Genomic DNA, 21,354 nt, shown 5'->3' with positions numbered 1-21,354 from the left:
ACCACCATGACCACGCACACGCATCTCCACGCGCCCGCCGGCAACGCCCCCGAGCACCCCGCCCGTCTGCAGTGGGCCCAGCTCGCGCCCGACGTCTACAAGGCGATGGTCCGGCTGGACACCGCTTCCCGTAAGGGACTGGACCCGACGCTGCTCGAACTGGTGAAGATCCGCACCTCGCAGCTCAACCGCTGCGCCTTCTGCCTGGACATGCACTCGAAGGACGCCCTCGCCGCGGGCGAGTCCGTCGAGCGGATCATCCAGCTCAGCGCCTGGGAGGAGTCGCAGCACTTCTACACGGAGAAGGAGCTGGCGGCGATCCGGCTGACGGAGGCTGTGACGGTCCTGACCGACGGTTTCGTGCCGGACGAGGTCTACGCGAAGGCCGCCGAGCACTTCGAGGAGGGCGAGCTCGCCCAGCTCATCGCCTCGATCACCGTGATCAACGCGTGGAACCGCTTCGGGGTGACCGCCCGGCTGGCTCCGGGGCATTACACGCCCGGCGACATCAAGCACTGAACCCGCCGGGGTGCCGGGGCGAGGGTCCTTCCCCGCCCCGGCACCCGGCCGGGCCGCCCGACCCCGCGCCCTTCCACTCCGGAGCCCCGATGAACGAGCCCGCTTCCGTCTTCCGAGCCCTGCACCGCGGCCGCGCGCCGGCCGACCCGCTCGTACTCCCCGGCCCGTGGGACGCCACGAGCGCGCGCGTGTTCGAGGACGCCGGGTTCGCCGCCCTGGCCACCCCGAGCGCGGGTGTCGCCGCCTCTCTCGGTCACGCCGACGGGCAGACACCGGCCGCCGAGATGTTCGCGGCGGTGGGCCGGATCGTACGGGCGGTTTCCGTTCCCGTGTCGGCGGACATCGAGTCGGGTTACGGCCTGGCCCCGGCCGAACTCGTCGAGCGCCTGCTGGAAGCAGGAGTGGCCGGCTGCAACCTCGAGGACTCGACCGACGGCGTCCTCGTCGACCCGCTGCGGCAGGCCGACCGGCTCGCGGAGGTGCGCGCCGTGGCGGGCGACCGCCTCTTCGTCAACGCCCGCGTCGACACGTACGTCCACGGGGACCCGGACACCGTGGACGTGGTCGAGGAGACGGTGGCCCGCGCCCGGCTCTACGCCGAAGCCGGTGCGGACTGCGTCTATCCGATCATGGCCCCGGCCGACGACCTTCCCCGTCTGGCCGGGGCGGTCACCGTCCCGCTCAACGCCCTCGGCGCACCCGACGGCCCGTCCGCCGTGCGCCGGCTCGGCGAGCTGGGCGCGGCCCGGATCACCTTCGGCCCCCAGCTGCAGCGCAGGGCAGCGGAAGCCGTGCGCGACCTCGCGGACCGGCTTCTCGGCCGCTGAGCACACACAGGAGGGCGCCCCCGGGCAGCGATCGCTGCCCGGGGGCGCCCTCCTGTGGCTCCGGATCCGGCGCGTGGCCGGACGCCGGTCAGATCAGGCCGAGCTCGCGGACCGCGTCGCGCTCCTCGGTGAGCTCCTGCACCGACGCGTCGATGCGCGCACGGGAGAACTCGTTGATGTCCAGGCCCTGGACGATCTCGTACTTCCCGTCCTTCGTGGTGACCGGGAAGGAGGAGATGATGCCCTCGGGAACGCCGTAGGAGCCGTCGGACGGGATGCCCATCGAGGTCCAGTCGCCGTCGGCGGTGCCGTTGACCCAGGTGTGCACGTGGTCGATGGCGGCGTTGGCGGCGGAGGCGGCCGAGGACGCGCCACGGGCCTCGATGATCGCGGCGCCGCGCTTGGCGACGGTCGGGATGAAGGTGTCGGCCAGCCACGCCTCGTCGTTGACGACCTCGGCCGCGTTCTTGCCCGCGATCTCCGCGTGGAAGATGTCCGGGTACTGGGTCGCCGAGTGGTTGCCCCAGATCGTCAGCCGCTTGATCTCGGAGACGGCGGCGCCGGTCCTGGCGGCCAGCTGCGAGATCGCGCGGTTGTGGTCCAGGCGGGTCATCGCGGTGAAGCGCTCGGCCGGTACGTCCGGGGCGGCGGCCTGCGCGATGAGGGCGTTGGTGTTGGCCGGGTTGCCGACGACGAGGACCTTGATGTCGTCCGCGGCGTTGTCGTTGATGGCCTTGCCCTGCGGCTTGAAGATGCCGCCGTTGGCGGACAGCAGGTCGCCGCGCTCCATGCCCTTGGTGCGCGGGCGGGCGCCGACCAGGAGGGCGACGTTGGCACCGGCGAAGCCGACGTTGGCGTCGTCCGTGATCTCGATGTCGCGCAGCAGCGGGAAGGCGCAGTCGTCGAGCTCCATGGCGGTGCCCTCGGCGGCCTTGAGGCCCTGCGGGATCTCGAGGAGTCGCAGGTTGACCGGCACGTCCGGGCCGAGCAGGTGGCCGGAGGCGATGCGGAAGAGCAGCGCGTAGCCGATCTGGCCGGCTGCGCCGGTCACGGTGACATTCACGGGAGTGCGGGTCATGGCGATCTCCGTTAGACAGCTGGCGGTGGGGGTCCCTGCCCCTGGTGCTGGATACCTCTGAATCTTGATGTGAAGAGATATCCAGCCGTCAGGCTATCCGACCCACGTTCCCCGAGCCGTCCGCCCCCCTGTGGGACCGCACACAGCCGGTTACGCAGCGGAGCCTTCGCCCACGTCACCCCGGATTGGTGCAGCCGGTCGCCACGGAGGCGCGGACCGCGCAGGCCTCGGCATCGGAGGCCCGCCTCACGGCGACCATCGGGGTGTACGCGTCGGCTCCGGCCTCCACCGTGCCGTTCCGCTCGGACGAACCGGCGGTGATCCGCACGGTGTCACCCTCCGACGCCCGGGTGACGCGGCCCCGGGCGGCCCCGCAGGTCCGGCTGTAGCGGACCTCCGCGAGGGCGCCGGAGCATCCGAGGGAGCGCGCGCCGGGTTGTGCGCCCCGAGGGCTGTTCCGTAGCGCGCGCCGAGGCCGCCACCGACCGTTGCGCGACGATCACACGGTGGCGGAATGGTCACCTCCGCGTCACAGGCACCAGGCAGCCCTTGAACCCGCCGCCTCATGCGCATGACACTTACAACAGGACAGGGCAAGGCCGCACAAGTCACCGCATTCCGGAGTTTCTCGTGCCGTCCCCCTGGCCGGTGTCCGTCCCTTCTCGGGGGAGGGGACGGACACCCCACGGACACCCCTCAGCGGATCGTGAAGTGGACCACGTCCTGGAGGATCGGCACCTGCAGCCACGGCTTGGGCTGCGCCATCAGTGCGAGCAGCACGATCAGCGTGCCCATCAGGCCGTACGTGACCAGGTCGGTGAACCGCGACCGGACGGCCAGCATGCCGACGGAGGGGACGACCCAGCGCAGTGCCGCCCCGGCCAGCAGTGCGACACCCATCAGCATCGCGCCGATCCTGAACGCCTGGTCGAAGGGGTCGGCCCCCACGATCAGCAGCCCGAGCCCGGCGGTGCCGAGCACCGTGAGCAGCGGCCACTGCCTGGCGGGGGCGGGGGCGTCACCTGGCGCCGCCCGGCCGCCGCCCTCGGGACGCGCGGTGTCACGGGTCAGCGAGAAGCGCCGTGAGGGCGCCCAGGTCGAGCCCCCGCTCACGGTCTCCCCGTCGGCCCCGGCCGACTCGGTGGAGACGGACTCCCCGCCCTCGTCGGACGTCCCGGACGTCACGGCCCTCTCCGGTGCTCCGGCGCCCTCGTTCGTCCCGGCTTCCCCGGCCACTGCGGACTCCCCCGACGCAACAGCCCCTCCGGCCACCCGGGCCTCGTCGGACGTCGCCGCCTCCTCGGCGGGCCCGCCCGCGTGCGTACCGTCCGCCGGACTCGTGCCAGCACCCATGACGTTCCTCCGGTCCGGGTCAGCCGGCGGATGCGGCGGAGGCCTCGGCGGCGGCGAGCTCGGCCGCCTCGACCACGTTGACGAGCAGCTGGGCACGGGTCATGGGGCCGACGCCGCCGGGGTTCGGGGCGACCCATGCGGCCACCTCGGCCACACCGGGGTGGACGTCTCCGACGATCTTGCCGTTCTCGTCCCGGCTGACACCGACGTCCAGCACCGCCGCACCCGGCTTCACGTCCTCGGGCTTGATCAGGTGGGCCACACCGGCGGCGGCGACGATGATGTCGGCCTGCCTGAGGTGCGCCGAGAGGTCACGGGTGCCGGTGTGGCACTGGGTGACGGTCGCGTTCTCGGACTTGCGCGTCAGGAGCAGCGGGAGGGGGCGGCCGATGGTGACACCCCGGCCGACGACGACCACGTGGGCACCGTTGATCTCCACACCGTGGCGACGGAGCAGGGTGACGACGCCCTGCGGGGTGCAGGGCAGCGGACCGCTCTCGTTCAGCACGAGCTTGCCCAGGCTCATGGGGTGCAGCCCGTCCGCGTCCTTGGCCGGGTCCATCAGCTCCAGGACGCGGTTGGTGTCGATGCCCTTGGGGAGGGGGAGCTGCACGATGTAGCCCGTGCAGTCCGGGTCGGCGTTGAGCTCCCGCACGACCTCCTCGATCTCCTCCTGGGTGGCGGTGTCGGGGAGTTCACGCTGGATGGAGCCCATGCCGACCTGGGCACAGTCGCGGTGCTTGCCGTTCACGTACCAGCGGCTGCCCGGATCGTCGCCGACGAGCAGGGTCCCCAGGCCGGGTGTGATGCCCTGCGCCTTGAGGGCCGCCACGCGGACGGTCAGATCGGACTTGATCGCAGCTGCGGTGGCCTTGCCATCGAGAATCTGGGCAGTCATGACACCCATCCTCGCGGATGACCCCGCCCGCGTACCAATCCTGGTCTGTCACGTGGACAGGAGATTGCACTTGCACAACGCATTCGGCAATCGGCTGGACAAAACGTGGATGTCATGACGACGATAAGTCCCGCATCACCGCGGACAGTGTCGGGGGGACCACCGTTCAAGATTGCACACGATTCCTCCGCCCGGACCGCGTCGTCCCCGCACTTCGCAACGGAGGAACCTCGCCATGAGCTTCGGCGACCCCAACAACCCCTACGGCCAGCAGCAGGGCGGACAGCCGGGCGGGCAGCCGGGCTACGGCTACCCGCAGCAAGGCCAGCAGGGTGCCGCCCCCCAGCAGGGCTACGGCTACCCGCAGGCGCCTCCGGTCCAGGGCGGTTACGGCTTCCCGGGCGGACCCACCGAGATGCCCGGCGGTGTGAAGGCCGCCCGCGTCATGCTCTACGTGATAGCCGGACTCCAGGTCATCGGCGCGATCTTCGTCGCCCTCGCGGCCGCGGCGGTGAACGCCGCCAAGAACGACGCGACGCTCCAGGAGGACGTCCAGTTCCAGCAGCTCGCCGAGTACTCGGGCGCCGTGCTGTGGGGAATCGTCGCCTTCGCCGTGCTGTGGGGAGTCCTCGCCGTCGTCCTCGCCGCCAAGTTCGGCAAGGGTGGCAGCGGAATCCGCATCGCCACCATCGTCTTCGGCGTGATCACCGCGATCCTCGGCATCTACCCCTTCGTCGTGATGGGCCTCGCCCACACGGTCCTCGCCATCCTGGTCGTCGTCTTCGTGGCGAAGTCCGACGGCGGCGCGTGGTTCAACCGCCAGCAGCAGCACTGACGTTCCCGCACCCGCGCGTGAAGGCCGTAGCACCCGCCCAGCGGCGGGTGTGCGGCCTTCAGCTGTTTTCCGGCGCCGGTGAGGTCCGCTCCATGACGACGAAGGAACCCGCCTCGCGGATGATCCGGTAGCGCGCCTCCGGGTGCAGCTGCTCGGCGTACTCCACCGGGTCGTCGATCGGCCGCGACCAGCCGAAGTCCAGGTTGATCGCGACGACGTCGGGTGCGGTTCCGGGGGCACCGCCGACCCAGTAGACCGTGCGGTCCCCGGTCAGGTGCGCCATCAGCGTGATGTCCGTCTCCACGCGCGCGCCCGCGGGTATGGCTTCGAGCGCCTCTTCGGCGGCGTGGGTGCGCGCGTCGGCCCGGTACGTCTCCGGGCGCAGCAGGTCGCGGAGCGGGAGGTGCTGGGTGAGGGTGACGGCGATCGCCGTGGCCACGGGCACGGCGACGTTCGCGTACGAGACGAGCCAGGGCCTCTTCGATCCCCGGCTGCGGCGGATGCCGTCGGCCATGGCCAGGAAGACCACCGGCATGAGGATCGCGCTGTAGTGCCAGACCATGCCCCAGTGGTTGGAGTCCTGGGAGAGCAGACGCCACCCGAGGGTGGGCAGGACGAGCAGGATCAGGGGCGAGCGGAGCGCCATGAAGGCCGTGATGCCGACCAGGAAGACGAGCATCTCCAGCTTGACGGAGGAGTCGAACACGCCCAGGACGGAGTCGAGCAGGGGGACTTCCTGCCCGCCGTTCTCCTCGATCTTCTTCCAGTAGTCGTACGACCCCGCGCTGCTGGCCGCGGGTATGAGCACCAGCACGGTGAGCGCGAACGCGCTCACCCCGAAGGCGGCGAGCAGGAAACCCTGGAGCCGCCGCCCGTAGAGGGCCAGGAGTCCGCCGACCACGGCGACGGTGACACCGAGGTCCTCCTTGATCAGGACCAGCGGCAACGACCACAGGACGGCGGCCCGCCAGCGCTCCATGAGCAGGGCCCGGCAGACCAGGGCGAGCAGCGGGACCGCGAGCGCTATCTCGTGGAAGTCGGCCTTCACCGCTTCCTGCAGCCCCCAGGACAGCCCGTACGCGACGGTGACGCACAGGCCGGTGCGGCCGCCCAGGATCTGCTGGGCGGTACGCCCGACGACGACCGCGGAGGCGGCGAACAGTGCGGCCTGCGCGAAGATCAGGGCGACGGCGGAGGGCCAGATCCAGTAGAGCGGCACCAGGAGCGCCACCAGCGGGCTGAAGTGGTCGCCGAGGATCAGGTAGCCCGGTCCCTTGATGTCGACGACGGGGGCGTCGAATCCGGCGTACGCGCGCACTTCCTGCTCGAAGATGCCGAGGTCCCAGGACGGCGACTGGAAGTGGCTGTAGCGCAGGTAGGCGTAGAGGAAGTAGAGCGCGCAGAGGACCGCGGCCGTGATCAGGTACGGACGCGGCGGTGCCGGGTGCGGCGTGCCCGTGGCAGGCCCCGGGGCCTGCTCCCCGGGCACGTCGGTCTCGCTCTGGTTCAGGTCAAGCACCATGCCCCCGCAACGGAATCCCCCACTGGTCACTGCCGGTCGCCCGGTCCCGCCGCTACGGCCCGACAAGGCCATCCATTAGAACAGAGGGGCGAGCGGGCGGCGCACGCCGGACGCGCCGCAGGCCGCACCCCGAGGGGTGCGGCCTGCGGTGGTGCTACGACCCGGAGGTCAGTGGAAGAAGTGGCGCGTGCCCGTGAAGTACATGGTCACGCCGGCCTTCTTCGCGGCCTCGACGACGAGTTCGTCCCGGACCGAGCCGCCCGGCTGGGCGACGGCCCTGATGCCCGCGGCGGTCAGGATCTCCAGACCGTCGGGGAAGGGGAAGAAGGCGTCGGACGCTGCGTATGCGCCACGGGCCCGCTCCTCGCCCGCCCGCTCGACCGCCAGTTTCGCCGAGTCGACGCGGTTGACCTGGCCCATGCCGACACCGACCGAGGCGCCGCCCTTGGCGAGCAGGATCGCGTTGGACTTGACCGCGCGGCACGCCTTCCACGCGAAGGCGAGCTCCCTGAGCTCATCGTCGGAGAGGGCCTCGCCGGTGGCGAGGGTCCAGTTGGCGGGGTCGTCGCCCTCGGCCTGGAGCCGGTCGGTGACCTGGAGCAGTGCACCGCCGTCGATCGGCTTGACCTCGACCGTGGCGGCCGGGGCCTCGGGGCAGCGCAGCACCCGGATGTTCTTCTTGCGGGCCAGCACCTCGACGGCGCCGTCCTCGTACGCCGGGGCGACGATGACCTCGGTGAAGATCTCGGCGACCTGCTCGGCCATCTCGACGGTCACCGGCCGGTTGACGGCGATGACGCCGCCGAACGCGGACAGCGGGTCACAGGCGTGCGCGTTGCGGTGGGCGGTCGCGACGTCGTCGGCGACGGCGATGCCGCACGGGTTGGCGTGCTTGATGATCGCGACGCACGGCTCGGCGTGGTCGTACGCGGCGCGGCGGGCGGCGTCGGTGTCCGTGTAGTTGTTGTAGGACATCTCCTTGCCGTGCAGCTGCTCGGCCTCGGCGAGACCGCCCTGACCCGAGGTGTAGAGCGCGGCGGGCTGGTGCGGGTTCTCGCCGTAGCGCAGGACGTTCTTGCGCTCGTACGTCGCACCGGAGAAGTCGGGGAAGCCGGAGTCGTCGGCGGCCGCGTAACCGTCGGCGAACCAGGAGGCCACGGCCACGTCGTAGGCGGCGGTGTGCTGGAAGGCCTCTGCGGCGAGCCGCTTGCGTGCGGTCAGGTCGAAGCCTCCCGCCGCGACCGCGGCAAGGACGTCGGCGTAACGCTCGGGGCTGGTGACGACCGCCACGGACGGGTGGTTCTTGGCGGCGGCGCGGACCATCGAGGGCCCGCCGATGTCGATCTGCTCCACGCACTCGTCGTCGGACGCGCCGGAGGCGACGGTCGCCTTGAACGGGTACAGGTTGACGACCACGAGATCGAACGGCTCCACGCCGAGCTCGGCGAGCTGCTCGCGGTGGGCGTCCAGGCGCAGGTCGGCGAGGATGCCCGCGTGCACACGGGGGTGCAGGGTCTTGACGCGACCATCGAGGCACTCGGGGAAGCCGGTGAGCTCCTCGACCTTGGTGACCGGCACACCGGCGGCTGCGATCTTCCCGGCGGTGGAGCCGGTGGACACCAGCTCGACTCCCGCCTCGTGCAGACCGCGGGCGAGGTCTTCGAGCCCCGTCTTGTCGTAGACGCTGACCAGGGCGCGGCGGATGGGCTTATTCACCGACATGACCGAGATGAACCTTTCGTCCCTCAATGCGATAGCCGTCGCGGGCGAGCCGCCCCACGGCCTCGACGAGCAGCTTGCGCTCGACTTCCTTGATGCGTTCGTGGAGGGCGGCTTCGCCCTCCACCGTTTCCTCTTCGGTCACCTCGACCACGCCCTGGGCGATGATCGGACCGGTGTCGACGCCGTCGTCGACGAAGTGGACGGTGCACCCGGTCACCTTCACGCCGTACGCGAGCGCGTCGCGGACACCGTGGGCACCGGGAAAGCTGGGGAGCAGGGCGGGGTGGGTGTTGACGACACGGCCGCCGAACACGGCGAGGAACCCCTTGCCCACGATCTTCATGAATCCCGCGGACACGACGAGGTCCGGGCGGTGTTCCGCCACGGCCGCGGTCAGGGCCGCGTCCCACTCGTCACGGCTCGCGTACTCGCCGAGCCTGCACACGAACGTCGGGAGCCCGGCGCGCTCGGCCCGTTCGAGACCGACGGTGCCGTGCCGGTCCGCGCCGACGGCGACGATCCGGGCTCCGTAACCCTCGGGGTCGGCACCGATCGCGTCGAGGAGTGCCTGGAGGTTCGTGCCTGAGCCGGAGACGAGCACGACCACACGGGCCGGAGCGGCGGAGGGGGGCGGGGAGGCCACGGCGGGGCCCTTTCTCGCGTGGTGCAGCAAGTACGCGATGTGCAGGAGGTGCGTTTGTATGGTCGTACGAAAGAGGCTCGCCCCTCGATACGGGGAACTCTACGAACGGTCCGACCGTCAGCAACGATACCGGCACACCTGGCGGCCCCCACGGGACGGGTGCGTGACCGGAAGGTAGCGTCAGGGGACAGGGAACCGCCCCCGGGCGGAAATGACGAGATGGGGAAGACGTTCACCACATGCCGGACCGCCTCCGCACCGCCCTTGGCCACCCGCTGCCCGAGCGGGCATCCATGCTGATGCGGGAAAGCAAGTCCTCATCGCCGGACTCCTCTTCGGGATCACCGTCGGGCTCTTCCTCGGGCTCCTCGTCGGGCTCCTCGTCGGGCTCAGGATCCTCCCGGGGCTCGGGCTCCCCGTCGGGTCCGTCCGACGACAATCCGTTCGCGGCGCCGCCCGAGGACCGCCCCGACCAGCCCTGGCAGCCCCGCCACCCCTCCCACACGCCGGGGAACCACGGCAACGGCGGTGACGGTGGCGAAGGACACTCCGACGACCGCCCTGTCTGGGGCAGCCAGTGGAGCGACCAGCAGCCCGGCCGCCAGAACGGCGGCTTCGGCGGCCGCCCAGGTGGCACCGGTGGACCCAGCGGCCAGGGCGGTGGCCCCGAGGGCGGCCGCGGCGGGCTGCGCTGGGACCCGACCGACCCCGTCCAGCGACGCGCCCGCTACGCGGTGCTGGGCGGTATGTGGGCGTTCTTCTTCGCCCTCTTCGACTTCCCCGAGATCGCGATGCTCCTCGGCGCCCTCGCCGTGTACTGGTCGATCAGCGCCCTCCGCGGCGGGCCGCGGAAGACCGGGGCGGCCGGCGCGGCCCCCACCGCCGTATCCGGCACGGGCGGCCCGGACCGTACCGCCACGCCCGGAGCGGTGCCCGGCACCTCGCAGGTCAGCAGCCGTCAGCAGACGACGGCGGCCGTCAGCGGCCTGGTGACTGCACTGCTGGCCCTGGTGATCGTGGCCACCGGATACACGGTGCAGTTGGTCTACCGCGACTACTACACGTGCGTGAACGACGCACTCACCAAGTCCGGCGCCGTCGCCTGCAACGACAAGCTGCCCGACCCGCTGGAGCCCTTCTTCGGCGTGAAGAAGTAGCCCCGCTGCCTGCACGTGACGCTCCCTACGGAGCGTCGTCCCGGCCGGGTTCCGAGTGCCCGGAGGCATCCGGAACCCGGCCGGTCCGCGTATCGGGCTCGTCGGCGGGAGCCTCGCGGGAACCAGGCTCGGGGGTCGAGGAGGACGCGGCCTCCTCGACCGGGGCGGGGGCCGGCGCGGGGGCGGGACCGGGCGTCGGCGCGGGGGCGGGACCGGGCGTCGGCGCGGCAGGGGCGGGATCCGGCGAGGCTCCGGGCGCAGCGGCGGGCTTCGAGACGGGGGCGGGGGACGGTGCCGGCACCGATGCGGCCCCCTGGTCGGTATCCGCACGGAAGCCGGCCATCAGCCCTCCCGAATTCTTCTTGAGCGCGGCCCAGCGCGCCTCCCTCGCCCCGTCCGCGTGCCATGAGTCGGCCGACAGGAAGTCGTAGGGCTCCGCGTCCTCGCCCCCCGGCGTCTTCTCCACCTTCTTGCGCTGTTTCTTCCCGGCCTTCTCCGGCGTCAGCCCGGGTGCCGGCTCGGTCGGCTCCCCCTTCGCCGCGTCCCAGCGCCAGCCCCACCGGTTCTCCCTGAGCCGCCACGCCCTGACCAGCAGCGCCACCGGCACACCGGTCACGGCCGTCCACAGGAGAGCGGCCGGGCCCACCAGCCACCACACGGGGCCGAACTCCGCCAGCGCCCCGGTCCCCAGAGCGCCACCCGAAGCCGCCGCCAGGGCCGCCGCCCCGGCCCCGCAGCCCAGGGCCGCCAGCCCCGCCACCAGCGCGGTCCGGCCCTGACTCCACGCCTCCTCGCGCATCCCGCGCACCGGCGCGGCCCCCTGTGCCACGAACCGTGCGACGGTCAGGCCCGCGACGACCGGCACCGCGGCCGCCGCCCAGTTCACCGCCGTACCCGGACCGTGGGACGGAACCGCGGCGAGCAGCGGGAAGTCAGGCAGCGCGGGCGGCCCGGTGAACGCGAGCGGGGCGGCCGTGGACGCCGTACCGAGAGCGAATCCCGGCCCGAGGCCGTAGGCGGCACCCCACACCGCCGCGTTCGGCACGAGCGCCGCCGCCAGCAGGAGGACGGAGATCCGGCCCGCCCAGTCTCCCGACAGCCCCAGGAACGACTCCCTGGCCGCCCCCGCGTGCCAGACCAGCGCCACCGCGACCAGGAGCGCACCGCCACCGAGCAGCGTGAGCACACCGGCGGCGGCCGACCTCAGGACCACGCCGGCCCCGGCCCGGAACCGGGAGCGGGCGGCCGCTTCCTGCAGCCTCAGCGGCGCCCGGACCAGCAGCGGCGTCAGCGGGCGCCCCCGCGCCACCCACACCCCGACGGCGGCCGCGCCGGCCACCACGACGGTGACGGGGAAGGCGATCGACGCCCGGTCGGCAGGCAGCGCCCCGTCCTGCGCGTACGCCGCCGCGGCCAGCACCACCAGCAGATATCCGGCACTCACCGCGCAGAACGCCCCGACCGCCGAGTGGCCGCCCGAGGCCTTCCCGTCGGTCTCCGCCGAGTCCCGGGCGGCCCGGTGCACCAGCCACACCGGCAGCACGACGAGGAGCAGCGGGACCGTCGCCACGGGCGCGGGATGCCCTCCCACGGTGTCGGCCCTCACGAGTTCGGCGCCGTGGGAGAGCAGCCAGAGCCCCGTCGCCACGTGAAGAGCCCCGGCGGGCCCGCTGTCGGGGTACGGCGAACTGATCCACAGCACCATGACCAGGACGGCCAGGGAGCCCAGCCCGAGCCCCGCCGCGAGCGCCCCGCGCACGAGGGCGGAGGCCAGGACGGCGGACCTGCTCCGCTCGGCCGGCAACGTCGGGCTGCACTCGGTCACTTGGGTCACCCGGCCATGCTGCCAACGACACGCGCCTATTTCGTGTAACGGGCCAATGGCCGCTGTGTCGCTCAATATACGTTTATGTACTTTTTCACCCAGTGCAGTGCCACCACGTGCGGAGGCCGGGCATGACGCGGAGCACCACCGGCCCGGCTCCCGCCGCTTCCGCCGCCCCCCTGCCCTCTCCCAAGGAGCGCCGCAGGCTGCGCGAGGCGAGGGCGCTGAGTGAGGAACAGGTCGCCGCGGTCGTGGGCGTCACGCCCGCCACCGTCCACGCCTGGGAGACGGGGCGCACCAGCCCGCGGGGCCGTCGGCGCGCCGCCTACGCCAGGCTGATCGGCTTCGCCGAGCACCGCCCCGCGCCGCCCCACCCCGTCGAAGCCTCCGGGAGCAGCACGATGTCCCCGACCGAGCCCGGCACCCGCCCCACCACAAGCACGCAAGTCGATCCGGTCCCGGAACCGCGCGCCCAGGACGCCCCCACCCCGGAACCGCCCGCCCGGGCCACGCCGTCCCCTCACGCGCCCGCCCCCGCCTCCCTCGGCGTCTCCCCCCGCCAGGAGGGCAGCGCACCGGAGACGGCCGCGCCGGACGGCCCGGACCCCGTTCCGCAGCCGGCTCTCACGGCGGAACAGGCCTACGACGTCCTGTACGGACGAACGGCGCCCGGCCTGACCCGTCAGGTGTTCCTGCTGACGGGTCGCCGGAAGCTGACACGGGAAGCCGTCGAACACGCCTTCCGCATCGCCTGGCAGCGCTGGCCCGAGGTGGCCAGGGACCGCGATCCGGCGGGCTGGGTCCGTGCGGCCTCGTACGAGTACGCGATGTCGCCCTGGCACCGGCTGCGCCGCGCACACCGCCGGGCCGACCCGCCGCCCGAGGACCCGGCGCGGCGCGCGCTGCTCGACGCGCTGCTCGGCCTGCCGCCCTCACACCGTCGCACGCTGCTGCTCCACGACGGCGTGGGCCTGGGCCTGCCGGAGACAGCGGCGGAGACGGAGGCGAGCACCCCCGCCGCGGCGAGCAGACTGCTGCACGCACGTGCCGCGGTCGCCGAACAGCTGCCCGAACCGGCGGAGCCGCCGGCTCCCTCGGAGCCGGACGACAGGTCCGTACCGCTGCACGACCGGCTCGACGCACTCGCCCTCGCGGAGGAGGTGCCCGCTCCGCCACCGGCCCCGGCCGTCCGCGCGGGCGGCGAGCGCGTCGCGGAACTCTGGACCAGGGCCGCACTCTGCTTCGGGGCGCTGCTCATCGGCTCGACCGCCTTCACTCTGCACACGGCCCCCACCCGGTACGAGCAGCCGCTGGCACCCGCCCAGCAGGTCGGCGGCGTCCCTGCACAGGGGGGCCCGGAGAAGCTGACGCCGCAGGACCTGGAACTCCAGGAATCGCTGCGGGGAGAGCTCGCGCACGGCCCGGAACGGCTCCTCCCGCGCATTCCCTGACCGGACTCACCCACCGGAAACGGCGCGGGCCCGCACCCCTTCGATGAGGGGGTGCGGGCCCGCGCCGTTGCTACGGGTGACACGGTGCCGCGGCGGACGGGCCGCCGCGGCGCGCGGTCAGCCTTCGAGGATCTCGCGCGCCAGCTTGGCGGTCTCGGTCGGCGTCTTGCCGACCTTCACGCCGGCGGCCTCGAGGGCCTCCTTCTTCGCGGCGGCGGTGCCGGAGGAGCCGGAGACGATGGCGCCGGCGTGGCCCATGGTCTTGCCCTCCGGGGCGGTGAAGCCCGCGACGTAGCCGACGACCGGCTTCGTGACGTTCTTCGCGATGAAGTCGGCGGCACGCTCCTCGGCGTCGCCGCCGATCTCGCCGATCATCACGATGAGGTCCGTCTCGGGGTCCGCCTCGAACGCCGCCAGGGCGTCGATGTGGGTGGTACCGATGACCGGGTCGCCACCGATGCCGACCGCGGACGAGAAGCCGATGTCACGGAGCTCGTACATCATCTGGTAGGTCAGCGTGCCGGACTTGGACACGAGACCGATGCGGCCGGGCTTGGTGATGTCGCCCGGGATGATGCCGGCGTTGGACTGACCGGGGGTGATCAGACCCGGGCAGTTCGGGCCGATGATCCGGGTCTTGTTGCCCTTCGAACCGGCGTACGCCCAGAAGGCGGCCGAGTCGTGGACCGCGATGCCCTCGGTGATCACGACGGCCAGCGGGATCTCGGCGTCGATCGCCTCGACGACCGCTGCCTTCGCGAAGGCCGGCGGCACGAAGAGGACGGACACGTCGGCGCCGGTCTTCTCCATCGCCTCGGCGACGGATCCGAACACGGGTACCTCGGTGCCGTCGAAGTCGACGGAGGTGCCCGCCTTGCGCGGGTTCACGCCACCGACGATGTTGGTGCCGTCGGCCAGCATGAGCTTGGTGTGCTTCATGCCCGTGGCGCCGGTCATCCCCTGGACGATGACCTTGCTGTCCTTGGTGAGGAAGATAGCCATGGTGTTGGAGTCCCTCGTCCCTTACTTCGCAGCCGCGGCGAGCTCGGCGGCCTTGTCGGCCGCGCCGTCCATGGTGTCCACGCGCTGCACGAGCGGGTGGTTGGCGTCGGAGAGGATCTTGCGACCCAGCTCCGCGTTGTTGCCGTCGAGGCGCACGACCAGCGGCTTGGTGACGTCCTCGCCCTTGGACTTGAGCAGCTCCAGGGCCTGGACGATGCCGTTGGCGACCTCGTCGCAGGCGGTGATGCCACCGAAGACGTTGACGAAGACGGACTTGACGTCCGGGTCGCCGAGGATGATCTCCAGGCCGTTCGCCATGACCTCTGCGGAGGCGCCGCCACCGATGTCGAGGAAGTTGGCGGGCTTCACGTCGCCGTGGTTCTCACCGGCGTACGCGACGACGTCCAGCGTCGACATGACCAGACCGGCACCGTTACCGATGATGCCGACCTCGCCCTCGAGCTTGACGTAGTTGAGGTTCTTGGCCTTGGCGGCGGCCTCGAGGGGGTTGGCCGCGGCCTTGTCCTCGAGCGCCTCGTGGTCGGGCTGACGGAAGTCGGCGTTCTCGTCGAGAGACACCTTTCCGTCCAGCGCCAGGATGCGGCCGTCCTTGGTCTTCACCAGCGGGTTGACCTCGACGAGGAGCGCGTCCTCGGCGACAAAGGTGTCCCACAGGGTCACCATGGCCTCGGCGACACCCTCGGCCACCTCGGCCGGGAACTTCGCCTGGGCCACGATCTCGCGGGCCTTCTCGATGTCGACGCCGTCGACGGCGTTGACCGGGACCTTCGCGAGGGCCTCGGGAGTCTTCTCCGCGACCTCCTCGATGTCCATGCCGCCCTGCACCGACGCCATGGCCAGGAAGGTGCGGTTGGTGCGGTCGAGGAGGTACGAGACGTAGTACTCCGCCTCGATCTCCGGGGACAGCTCGGCGATCATCACCTTGTGGACCGTGTGGCCCTTGATGTCCATGCCGAGGATGTCGGTCGCCCGGGCGACCGCCTCATCCGGGTCTGCCGCCAGCTTCACGCCGCCGGCCTTGCCTCGGCCACCGACCTTCACCTGCGCCTTGACGACGGACTTGCCGCCCAGCCGCTCGGTCGCCTCGCGGGCTGCCTCAGGCGTGTCGATGACTTCACCGGCCAGCACCGGTACACCGTGCTTGGCGAAGAGGTCCCTCGCCTGGTACTCGAACAGGTCCACGCGCGTCCGTCCCTTTTAGTGGTCTCGCGGTTGGTTTTCTGCGTGGGCGTGCCGCGAGGGCAACGTGACTGCGCAGTCACTAGGGAGGCGCACACGGTGACCGGGTACGCGGCATGTCCATCCGGCAGGTTATCCCCGCGCCACGCCGGACCCTAAATTGCAGATCACACCTGAGCGGTGATACCGGTCACAGATCGCGCTGGTAGCCGGGGTACGAAGGACAAAACGGCGCCCCCCGGGAGCGGTCCGGGGCGGCGTCGGGTGGTGCGGGCCGGGCGCAGTCCGGTCACCGGCCGGGGTCGGGTATCGGCAGGGGCCGCTTCTCGATCGCCGCCGCCATGATCTCGGGGAAGAGGTCCGGGGTGCAGGCGAACACCGGGGCGCCGAGCGCTCCCAGCGCGGCGGCGTGCTCACGGTCGTAGGACGGCGTGCCCTCGTCCGAGAGGGCGAGCAGGGTCACGAACTGCACCCCGGACGCCTTCATCGCCGCGGCTCGCCCGACCATCTCGTCACGGATCCCTCCCTCGTGGAGATCACTGATGAGGACGACCACGGTGTCCGCCGGACGGGTGATCCTCGACTGGCAGTAGGCGAGCGCACGGTTGATGTCCGTACCGCCCCCGAGCCGCGTGCCGAACAGGACGTCGACCGGGTCGTCCAGCTGGTCGGTGAGGTCGGCGACGGCCGTGTCGAAGACGACGAGCCGGGTCGACAGGGTCCGCATCGAGGCGAGCACCGCGCCGAAGACTGCGGCGTGGACGACGGAAGCGGCCATGGAGCCCGACTGGTCGACGCACAGGATGACGTCCTTCTTCACGGACCGGTCCGTGCGCCCGTATCCGACGAGACGCTCGGGCACCACCGTGCCGGCCCCCTCGCCTCCGGGGAGAGACACGTAGTTCCTGAGGTTGGCCCGGATCGTGCGGTCCCAGTCGATGTCGCGATGACGTGGCCGCCGGCTCCTGGCCGAGCGGTCCAGGGCGCCGGTGAGCGTGGCCTTCGTGCGGGTGGCCAGCCGGCGTTCCAGGTCCTCGACGACCTTGCGCACGACGGCCCGGGCCGTCTCCTTCGTCGTCTCCGGCATGGCCTTGCCGAGCGAGAGCAGGGTTCCGACCAGGTGGACGTCGGGTTCGACCGCCTCCAGCATCTCGGGCTCCAGCAGCAGGGTGGCGAGTCCGAGGCGGTCGATCGCGTCGCGCTGCATGACCTGGACGACGGAGGCCGGGAAGTACGTACGTATGTCGCCCAGCCAGCGGGCCACGGACGGGGCGGATGCCCCGAGTCCGGCCGAACGCTCGGCTCCGCCCCTGCCGGCCGGCTTCGTCCCGCCGCCGTACAGCGCGGTCAGCGCTCCGTCCATCGCCGCGTCGCGTCCGGTGACCTCGTGTCCCGTGCCGTCGGCACCGTCCGCGCCCAGGACCATGCGCCAGCGCCGCAGCCGCTCGTCCTCGGCAGGAGGAGTCGCGCCCATTTCCCTCACCCTTTCCTCGGTGCCCGCCCGGTCCGTCATCATCCGGTCGCCGCCCGCTCGGCCGGGGCCTCGATGCCGAGCAGCAGCCGGAGCACCGGAACCACCGCGTCCGCCCGTTCCTCGTCGAATCCGTCGCCGAACCCGTGCGCGCCGTTCGCGCCCTCGTCGCGCGCCCTGCCGGGATCCGGACCGCGCCGGACGAGCTCGCCCAACGTGCGCCGCACACCCGGGTCATAGGTCGAGAACGTACGGCGCAACAGGGGCAGTACGGCGGCGAACGTGTCGGCCGGTATGCCCGTCAGCCACGTGTCGACGAGCACGAGGAGCCGGTCGTCGTGGACGAGCAGCAGGCCCCCGCCCGCCGCTCCGCCGACGAAGCCCTCGATCCACGCAGCCGCGTCGGCCGGTTCGGTACCGGGCGAGAGGGCCAGTCCCATCAGACGCGCGGCCTCGCTCCCGGCCAGCCGCCCGTCGTCCAGGAGCAGTCGCGTGGCACGGCCCCTGACGACGCCTGCGACGGCATCCCTCGCGCACAGCTTGTGGAGGGCTCCGGCCCACCGCTCCGACAGCCCGTCCGCCCGCACCTCGGCGGCGGCGAGCAGCCCGATCGCCCGGTGCACTCCGTCCACCCGGCGTTGTGCCTCCGCCGCGGCGTCCGCGTCGAGACCGGTGCAGGCGGGCGGCAGTCCCACGCAGACGCGCTCGGCGAGGCCGACGGCCACTTCCCCCAGGGCCGCGGTGTCGGTGGACCGTACGTCGCCGTACCGCAGGGAGCGGGCCAGGGCCGGCAGCGCGTCCGCGAGGTGGCCGACGTCCGCGTCGAGGGCGGCCCGGTGGGCGAGGGCACTCATCACGACGGGCAACGCCCCGGACAGACCGCACAGGAGGCACTGCTCGGCGAGCGCGGTCACCGCGGCGAGCGACGACGCGGACAGGGCGTCCGATTCCGCCCTGGCGGTCGCGGCGCCGAGCACGGTGGTGCCCCACACGCCGGCCTCGGCGATCCGGACGAACAGCTCGGGCTCCCAGCGCAGCCGCCAGCTCTCCCGGAACGTCCCCGTGCTGCCCCGGCCCTCGGAGGGTTCGCCCCACTCGACTCCGAGGAGCCGCAGCCGGTGCAGCAGACAACTGCGGGCCGCGTCGGTCTCCTTGCGCAGATCGAGCTCCAGGTCACGCCGCTCCGCCTCGGGCCTGAGCCTCAGCGAGCGCTGCTGCCTGTCCAGGTCGCGCTGGAGCGGGACGGCGGGCGCGGTGTCCGGCACCTCGCCCAGGATCTCGCCGACGACGAGCTGGTCCCGCACCAGGGCGAGCGGCACATCGGATCCCTCGCACATGACGGCCCTGACCGCGTCCGTGGCCTCGGCCAGGCCGACGGCAGGGCGCCAGCGCAGGGCGGCCAGCGTCCCTGCGAGCCGGACCGCCTCGATGACGTGCGCGGAGGAGACGGGCCTGTCCGTGTCGCGCAGCAGTCCCGCCACCTTCGTCATCCAGCGCTCCACGGGCCGGTCCGGGGCCGCGAAGAGATGCCCGTACCAACCGGGCGAATCGATCCCCGCGCCGTATCCGCTGTGCCGCGCGAGCCTGCGATGGGTCCACGGCACCCAGGTCAGCTCCGCCCTGACCCTGGGCATCCCCTTGAGGAGTGCCCGGTCGGCGGCGACCGTGGTCCTCGCCCCGAGTGCGGGCACGTGCCACGCACCGCAGACCACCGCGATGTCGTCGCCGAACTCCTTGCGGGCGGCGCGCAGCTGAAGACGCATGCACGCCTCCCGGACGGCGTCCTGCGGATGCCCTCCGTCCCCGTGCGCCTCACGCAGTGCCGTCATCGCCTCGGCGAGCGCGGCGAACGGCGCGCGCGGGTCGGCCGGTCCGCCGGCCGCCCCACGGTGCTCGACGACGTCCTCCCACCAGCGCTCGGGATCGTCGTATCCCGCGGTCCCGGCGAGGATTCCGATCGGGTCGATGCCCCCGATGCCCCGGCCCTCCCCCGGCCCGCCGTCCCGGTGTTCCGTCAGCGCCAGGGAGTGGGCGGCGGGCAGGTCGACGAAGCGCACGGGGATCCCCCGCGCCGACGCCCAGCGGATCGCCACCCACTCGGGCGAGAAGTCGGCCAGCGGCCAGAACGCGGCGCGCCCCGGGTCGTCCACGGCGTGGGCGAGGAGCGCGACCGGCGGACGCATGCGACGGTGCGCGGCGAGGGGCAGCAACGCGTCCCCCTCGGGCGGCCCTTCGACGAGCACGGCGCTCGGCCGCGCTGCATCGAGGGCTGCCAGGACCGCGCGTGCGGAGCCGGGCCCGTGGTGGCGCACCCCCATCAGCAGCGGTCCCCCGGGAGCCGTGGGCGTCCCCCCGGCGAGGGGTGTCATTCGGCGGCCTCACGGCAGGCGCGGTAGAAGTCCTTCCAGCCGTCCCGCTCCCGGACGACGGTCTCCACGTACTCCTGCCAGACCGCGCGGTCGGCAGCGGTGTCCCGGACGACGGCACCGATGACGCCCGCGGCCACGTCACCGGGGCGCAGGACACCGTCGCCGAAGTGGGCGGCGAGCGCGAGACCGCCGGTGACGACGGAGATGGCCTCGGCCGTGGACAGCGTCCCGGACGGCGACTTGAGCTTGGTGCGGCCGTCCGTGGTGATGCCGTCGCGCAGTTCGCGGAAGACCGTGACGACGCGTCGGATCTCGGCCGCGCCGTCGGGTGCGGGAGGCAGGTCGAGCGAGTGTCCGATCTGGGCCACCCGCCGGGACACGATGTCCACCTCCGCCTCGGGGGTCGCGGGCAGTGGCAGCACGACGGTGTTGAACCGCCTGCGCAGGGCACTCGAGAGCTCGTTGACCCCTCGGTCGCGGTCGTTCGCCGTGGCGACGAGGTTGAACCCCCGCACCGCCTGCACTTCTTGTCCGAGCTCCGGGACGGGGAGCGTCTTCTCCGACAGGATCGTGATGAGCGCGTCCTGGACGTCGGCGGGGATGCGGGTGAGCTCCTCGACGCGGACGGTCATGCCCTCCGCCATGGCCCGCATGACGGGGCTCGGCACCAGCGCCTCGCGGCTGGGCCCGTGGGCCAGCAGCCGCGCGTAGTCCCACCCGTAGCGGACGGCCTCCTCGGGGGTGCCCGCGGTGCCCTGGACGAGCAGGGTCGAGTCCCCGCTGACGGCTGCGGCGAGGTGTTCGGACACCCAGGTCTTGGCCGTCCCCGGAACGCCGAGAAGCAGGAGGGCACGGTCGGTGGCGAGCGTGGTCACGGCGACTTCGACGAGACGGCGCGGACCCACGTACTTCGGGGTGATCAGAGTGCCGTCCGGGAGTGTCCCGCCGAGCAGATAGGTGGAGACCGCCCATGGCGAAAGCTTCCAACGGGTGGGTCTGGGGCGGTCGTCGGCAGCGGCGAGCGCCGTGAGCTCGTCGGCGAAGGCGTGCTCGGCGTGCGGCCTCAGGACTTCGCCGCCGGGCGCGTCGGTCTGTACGGACACGGTCATGGATCCCCCTCCGGATCGGTCGATCCGATGCGGTTTCCACGGTGCACCATGCCACTGACAATCGGTCCCGGTGCCGGTCCGGGGTCGTTTCCCGGTGCCGGTCCGGGGTCGTTTCCCGGTGCCGGTCCGGGGTCGTTTCCCGGTGCCGCTCCCATGTCGTTCCGGGCGCGCCTGGAGGGTCGGCCCAAGACGGGCGAGACCGCCGCCACGCGTCGCCGCTCGTCAGGGGTGCCTCGTCCTCCACCTCCTCGATGCTTCGCCCTTGTCCGTGATGGCGCAGGCGAGATCCGCCGCGTCAGCGGCCGATACGGCAGGCATGACCGCCGGGGGCACACTGCCGCGTGGAGTGACAGTGGTCCTCCTCCACGGCCGG

General features: G+C 72.3%; 17 protein-coding genes and 1 pseudogene. 5 read left to right on the top strand and 13 right to left on the bottom strand.

Annotated elements, in window-relative coordinates:
• Positions 1–6: 6 nt before the first annotated feature.
• Both JOC24_RS02700 and JOC24_RS02695 read left to right on the top strand, forming a co-directional pair.
• Positions 7–519 (top strand): carboxymuconolactone decarboxylase family protein, encoded by a 513-nt coding sequence (locus JOC24_RS02700; RefSeq protein WP_205018437.1) that lies wholly within the window; start codon positions 7–9, stop codon positions 517–519.
• Positions 520–608: 89 nt separating this feature from the next.
• Entirely contained in the window at positions 609–1,346 is a 738-nt protein-coding gene (locus tag JOC24_RS02695; protein ID WP_205018436.1) for an isocitrate lyase/PEP mutase family protein, read from the top strand.
• 88 nt (positions 1,347–1,434) lie between these two features.
• Here the strand turns inward: JOC24_RS02695 and JOC24_RS02690 are convergent, their stop codons facing one another.
• The 4 genes and pseudogenes from JOC24_RS02690 to JOC24_RS02675 form a co-directional block, all read right to left on the bottom strand.
• Positions 1,435–2,424, bottom strand: coding sequence for a malate dehydrogenase (locus JOC24_RS02690; protein WP_205018435.1), 990 nt, complete (start codon positions 2,422–2,424; stop codon positions 1,435–1,437).
• A gap of 175 nt (positions 2,425–2,599) precedes the next feature.
• Positions 2,600–2,812 (bottom strand): annotated as a pseudogene (locus tag JOC24_RS02685) (DUF2690 domain-containing protein); the annotation flags it as partial.
• A gap of 308 nt (positions 2,813–3,120) precedes the next feature.
• Complete coding sequence (locus tag JOC24_RS02680) at positions 3,121–3,777, bottom strand: DUF3017 domain-containing protein (protein ID WP_205018434.1); 657 nt, start codon at positions 3,775–3,777, stop codon at positions 3,121–3,123.
• Between the two features lie 19 nt (positions 3,778–3,796).
• A complete protein-coding gene (locus JOC24_RS02675) occupies positions 3,797–4,675 on the bottom strand; it encodes a bifunctional methylenetetrahydrofolate dehydrogenase/methenyltetrahydrofolate cyclohydrolase (RefSeq protein WP_205018433.1) in 879 nt (292 codons plus the stop codon).
• A gap of 235 nt (positions 4,676–4,910) precedes the next feature.
• On the opposite strand from JOC24_RS02675, the gene JOC24_RS02670 reads away from it, so the two are divergent.
• Positions 4,911–5,510, top strand: a complete 600-nt coding sequence (locus JOC24_RS02670; protein ID WP_205018432.1) for a hypothetical protein — start codon at positions 4,911–4,913, stop codon at positions 5,508–5,510.
• A gap of 58 nt (positions 5,511–5,568) precedes the next feature.
• On the opposite strand, the gene JOC24_RS02665 is transcribed toward JOC24_RS02670, so the two are convergent.
• The 3 genes from JOC24_RS02665 to purN form a co-directional block, all read right to left on the bottom strand.
• Entirely contained in the window at positions 5,569–7,032 is a 1,464-nt protein-coding gene (locus JOC24_RS02665) for a DUF2079 domain-containing protein (RefSeq protein WP_374104468.1), read from the bottom strand.
• 168 nt (positions 7,033–7,200) lie between these two features.
• Positions 7,201–8,754 carry a bifunctional phosphoribosylaminoimidazolecarboxamide formyltransferase/IMP cyclohydrolase gene (purH, locus tag JOC24_RS02660; RefSeq protein WP_205018430.1) on the bottom strand — a complete coding sequence of 518 codons (1,554 nt, stop codon included), beginning with the start codon at positions 8,752–8,754 and terminating at the stop codon, positions 7,201–7,203.
• A complete protein-coding gene (purN, locus tag JOC24_RS02655; protein ID WP_205018429.1) occupies positions 8,741–9,397 on the bottom strand; it encodes a phosphoribosylglycinamide formyltransferase in 657 nt (218 codons plus the stop codon). The genes purH and purN overlap by 14 nt, the downstream gene beginning before the upstream one ends.
• Before the next feature lie 239 nt (positions 9,398–9,636).
• Here purN and JOC24_RS02650 point away from each other — a divergent pair, with 239 nt between their 5' ends.
• Complete coding sequence (locus tag JOC24_RS02650; RefSeq protein WP_205018428.1) at positions 9,637–10,554, top strand: hypothetical protein; 918 nt, start codon at positions 9,637–9,639, stop codon at positions 10,552–10,554.
• 25 nt (positions 10,555–10,579) lie between these two features.
• Here the strand turns inward: JOC24_RS02650 and JOC24_RS02645 are convergent, their stop codons facing one another.
• Complete coding sequence (locus JOC24_RS02645; RefSeq protein ID WP_205018748.1) at positions 10,580–12,379, bottom strand: cell division protein PerM; 1,800 nt, start codon at positions 12,377–12,379, stop codon at positions 10,580–10,582.
• A gap of 131 nt (positions 12,380–12,510) precedes the next feature.
• Between JOC24_RS02645 and JOC24_RS02640 the strand changes: the two genes are divergently transcribed.
• Positions 12,511–13,830 (top strand): helix-turn-helix domain-containing protein, encoded by a 1,320-nt coding sequence (locus JOC24_RS02640; protein WP_205018427.1) that lies wholly within the window; start codon positions 12,511–12,513, stop codon positions 13,828–13,830.
• 117 nt (positions 13,831–13,947) lie between these two features.
• Here the strand turns inward: JOC24_RS02640 and sucD are convergent, their stop codons facing one another.
• The 5 genes from sucD to JOC24_RS02615 form a co-directional block, all read right to left on the bottom strand.
• Complete coding sequence (gene sucD / locus JOC24_RS02635; protein ID WP_205018426.1) at positions 13,948–14,832, bottom strand: succinate--CoA ligase subunit alpha; 885 nt, start codon at positions 14,830–14,832, stop codon at positions 13,948–13,950.
• Between the two features lie 21 nt (positions 14,833–14,853).
• On the bottom strand, positions 14,854–16,035 hold the full coding sequence (sucC, locus tag JOC24_RS02630) for an ADP-forming succinate--CoA ligase subunit beta (protein ID WP_205018425.1): 1,182 nt from the start codon (positions 16,033–16,035) through the stop codon (positions 14,854–14,856).
• Between the two features lie 286 nt (positions 16,036–16,321).
• Entirely contained in the window at positions 16,322–17,506 is a 1,185-nt protein-coding gene (locus JOC24_RS02625; protein WP_239579363.1) for a VWA domain-containing protein, read from the bottom strand.
• A gap of 38 nt (positions 17,507–17,544) precedes the next feature.
• On the bottom strand, positions 17,545–19,872 hold the full coding sequence (locus tag JOC24_RS02620; protein ID WP_205018424.1) for a DUF5682 family protein: 2,328 nt from the start codon (positions 19,870–19,872) through the stop codon (positions 17,545–17,547).
• Positions 19,869–20,981 carry an ATP-binding protein gene (locus JOC24_RS02615; RefSeq protein WP_205018423.1) on the bottom strand — a complete coding sequence of 371 codons (1,113 nt, stop codon included), beginning with the start codon at positions 20,979–20,981 and terminating at the stop codon, positions 19,869–19,871. Before JOC24_RS02615 ends, JOC24_RS02620 begins: the two co-directional genes overlap by 4 nt.
• Between the last annotated feature and the right edge of the window lie 373 nt (positions 20,982–21,354).

Origin of the sequence: Streptomyces sp. HB132 (genome assembly GCF_016909575.1) — a bacterium.
Lineage (GTDB): Bacteria > Actinomycetota > Actinomycetes > Streptomycetales > Streptomycetaceae > Streptomyces.
Note: the sequence above shows the minus strand (reverse complement) of the source record. Positions and strands in the feature narration are given on the sequence as shown.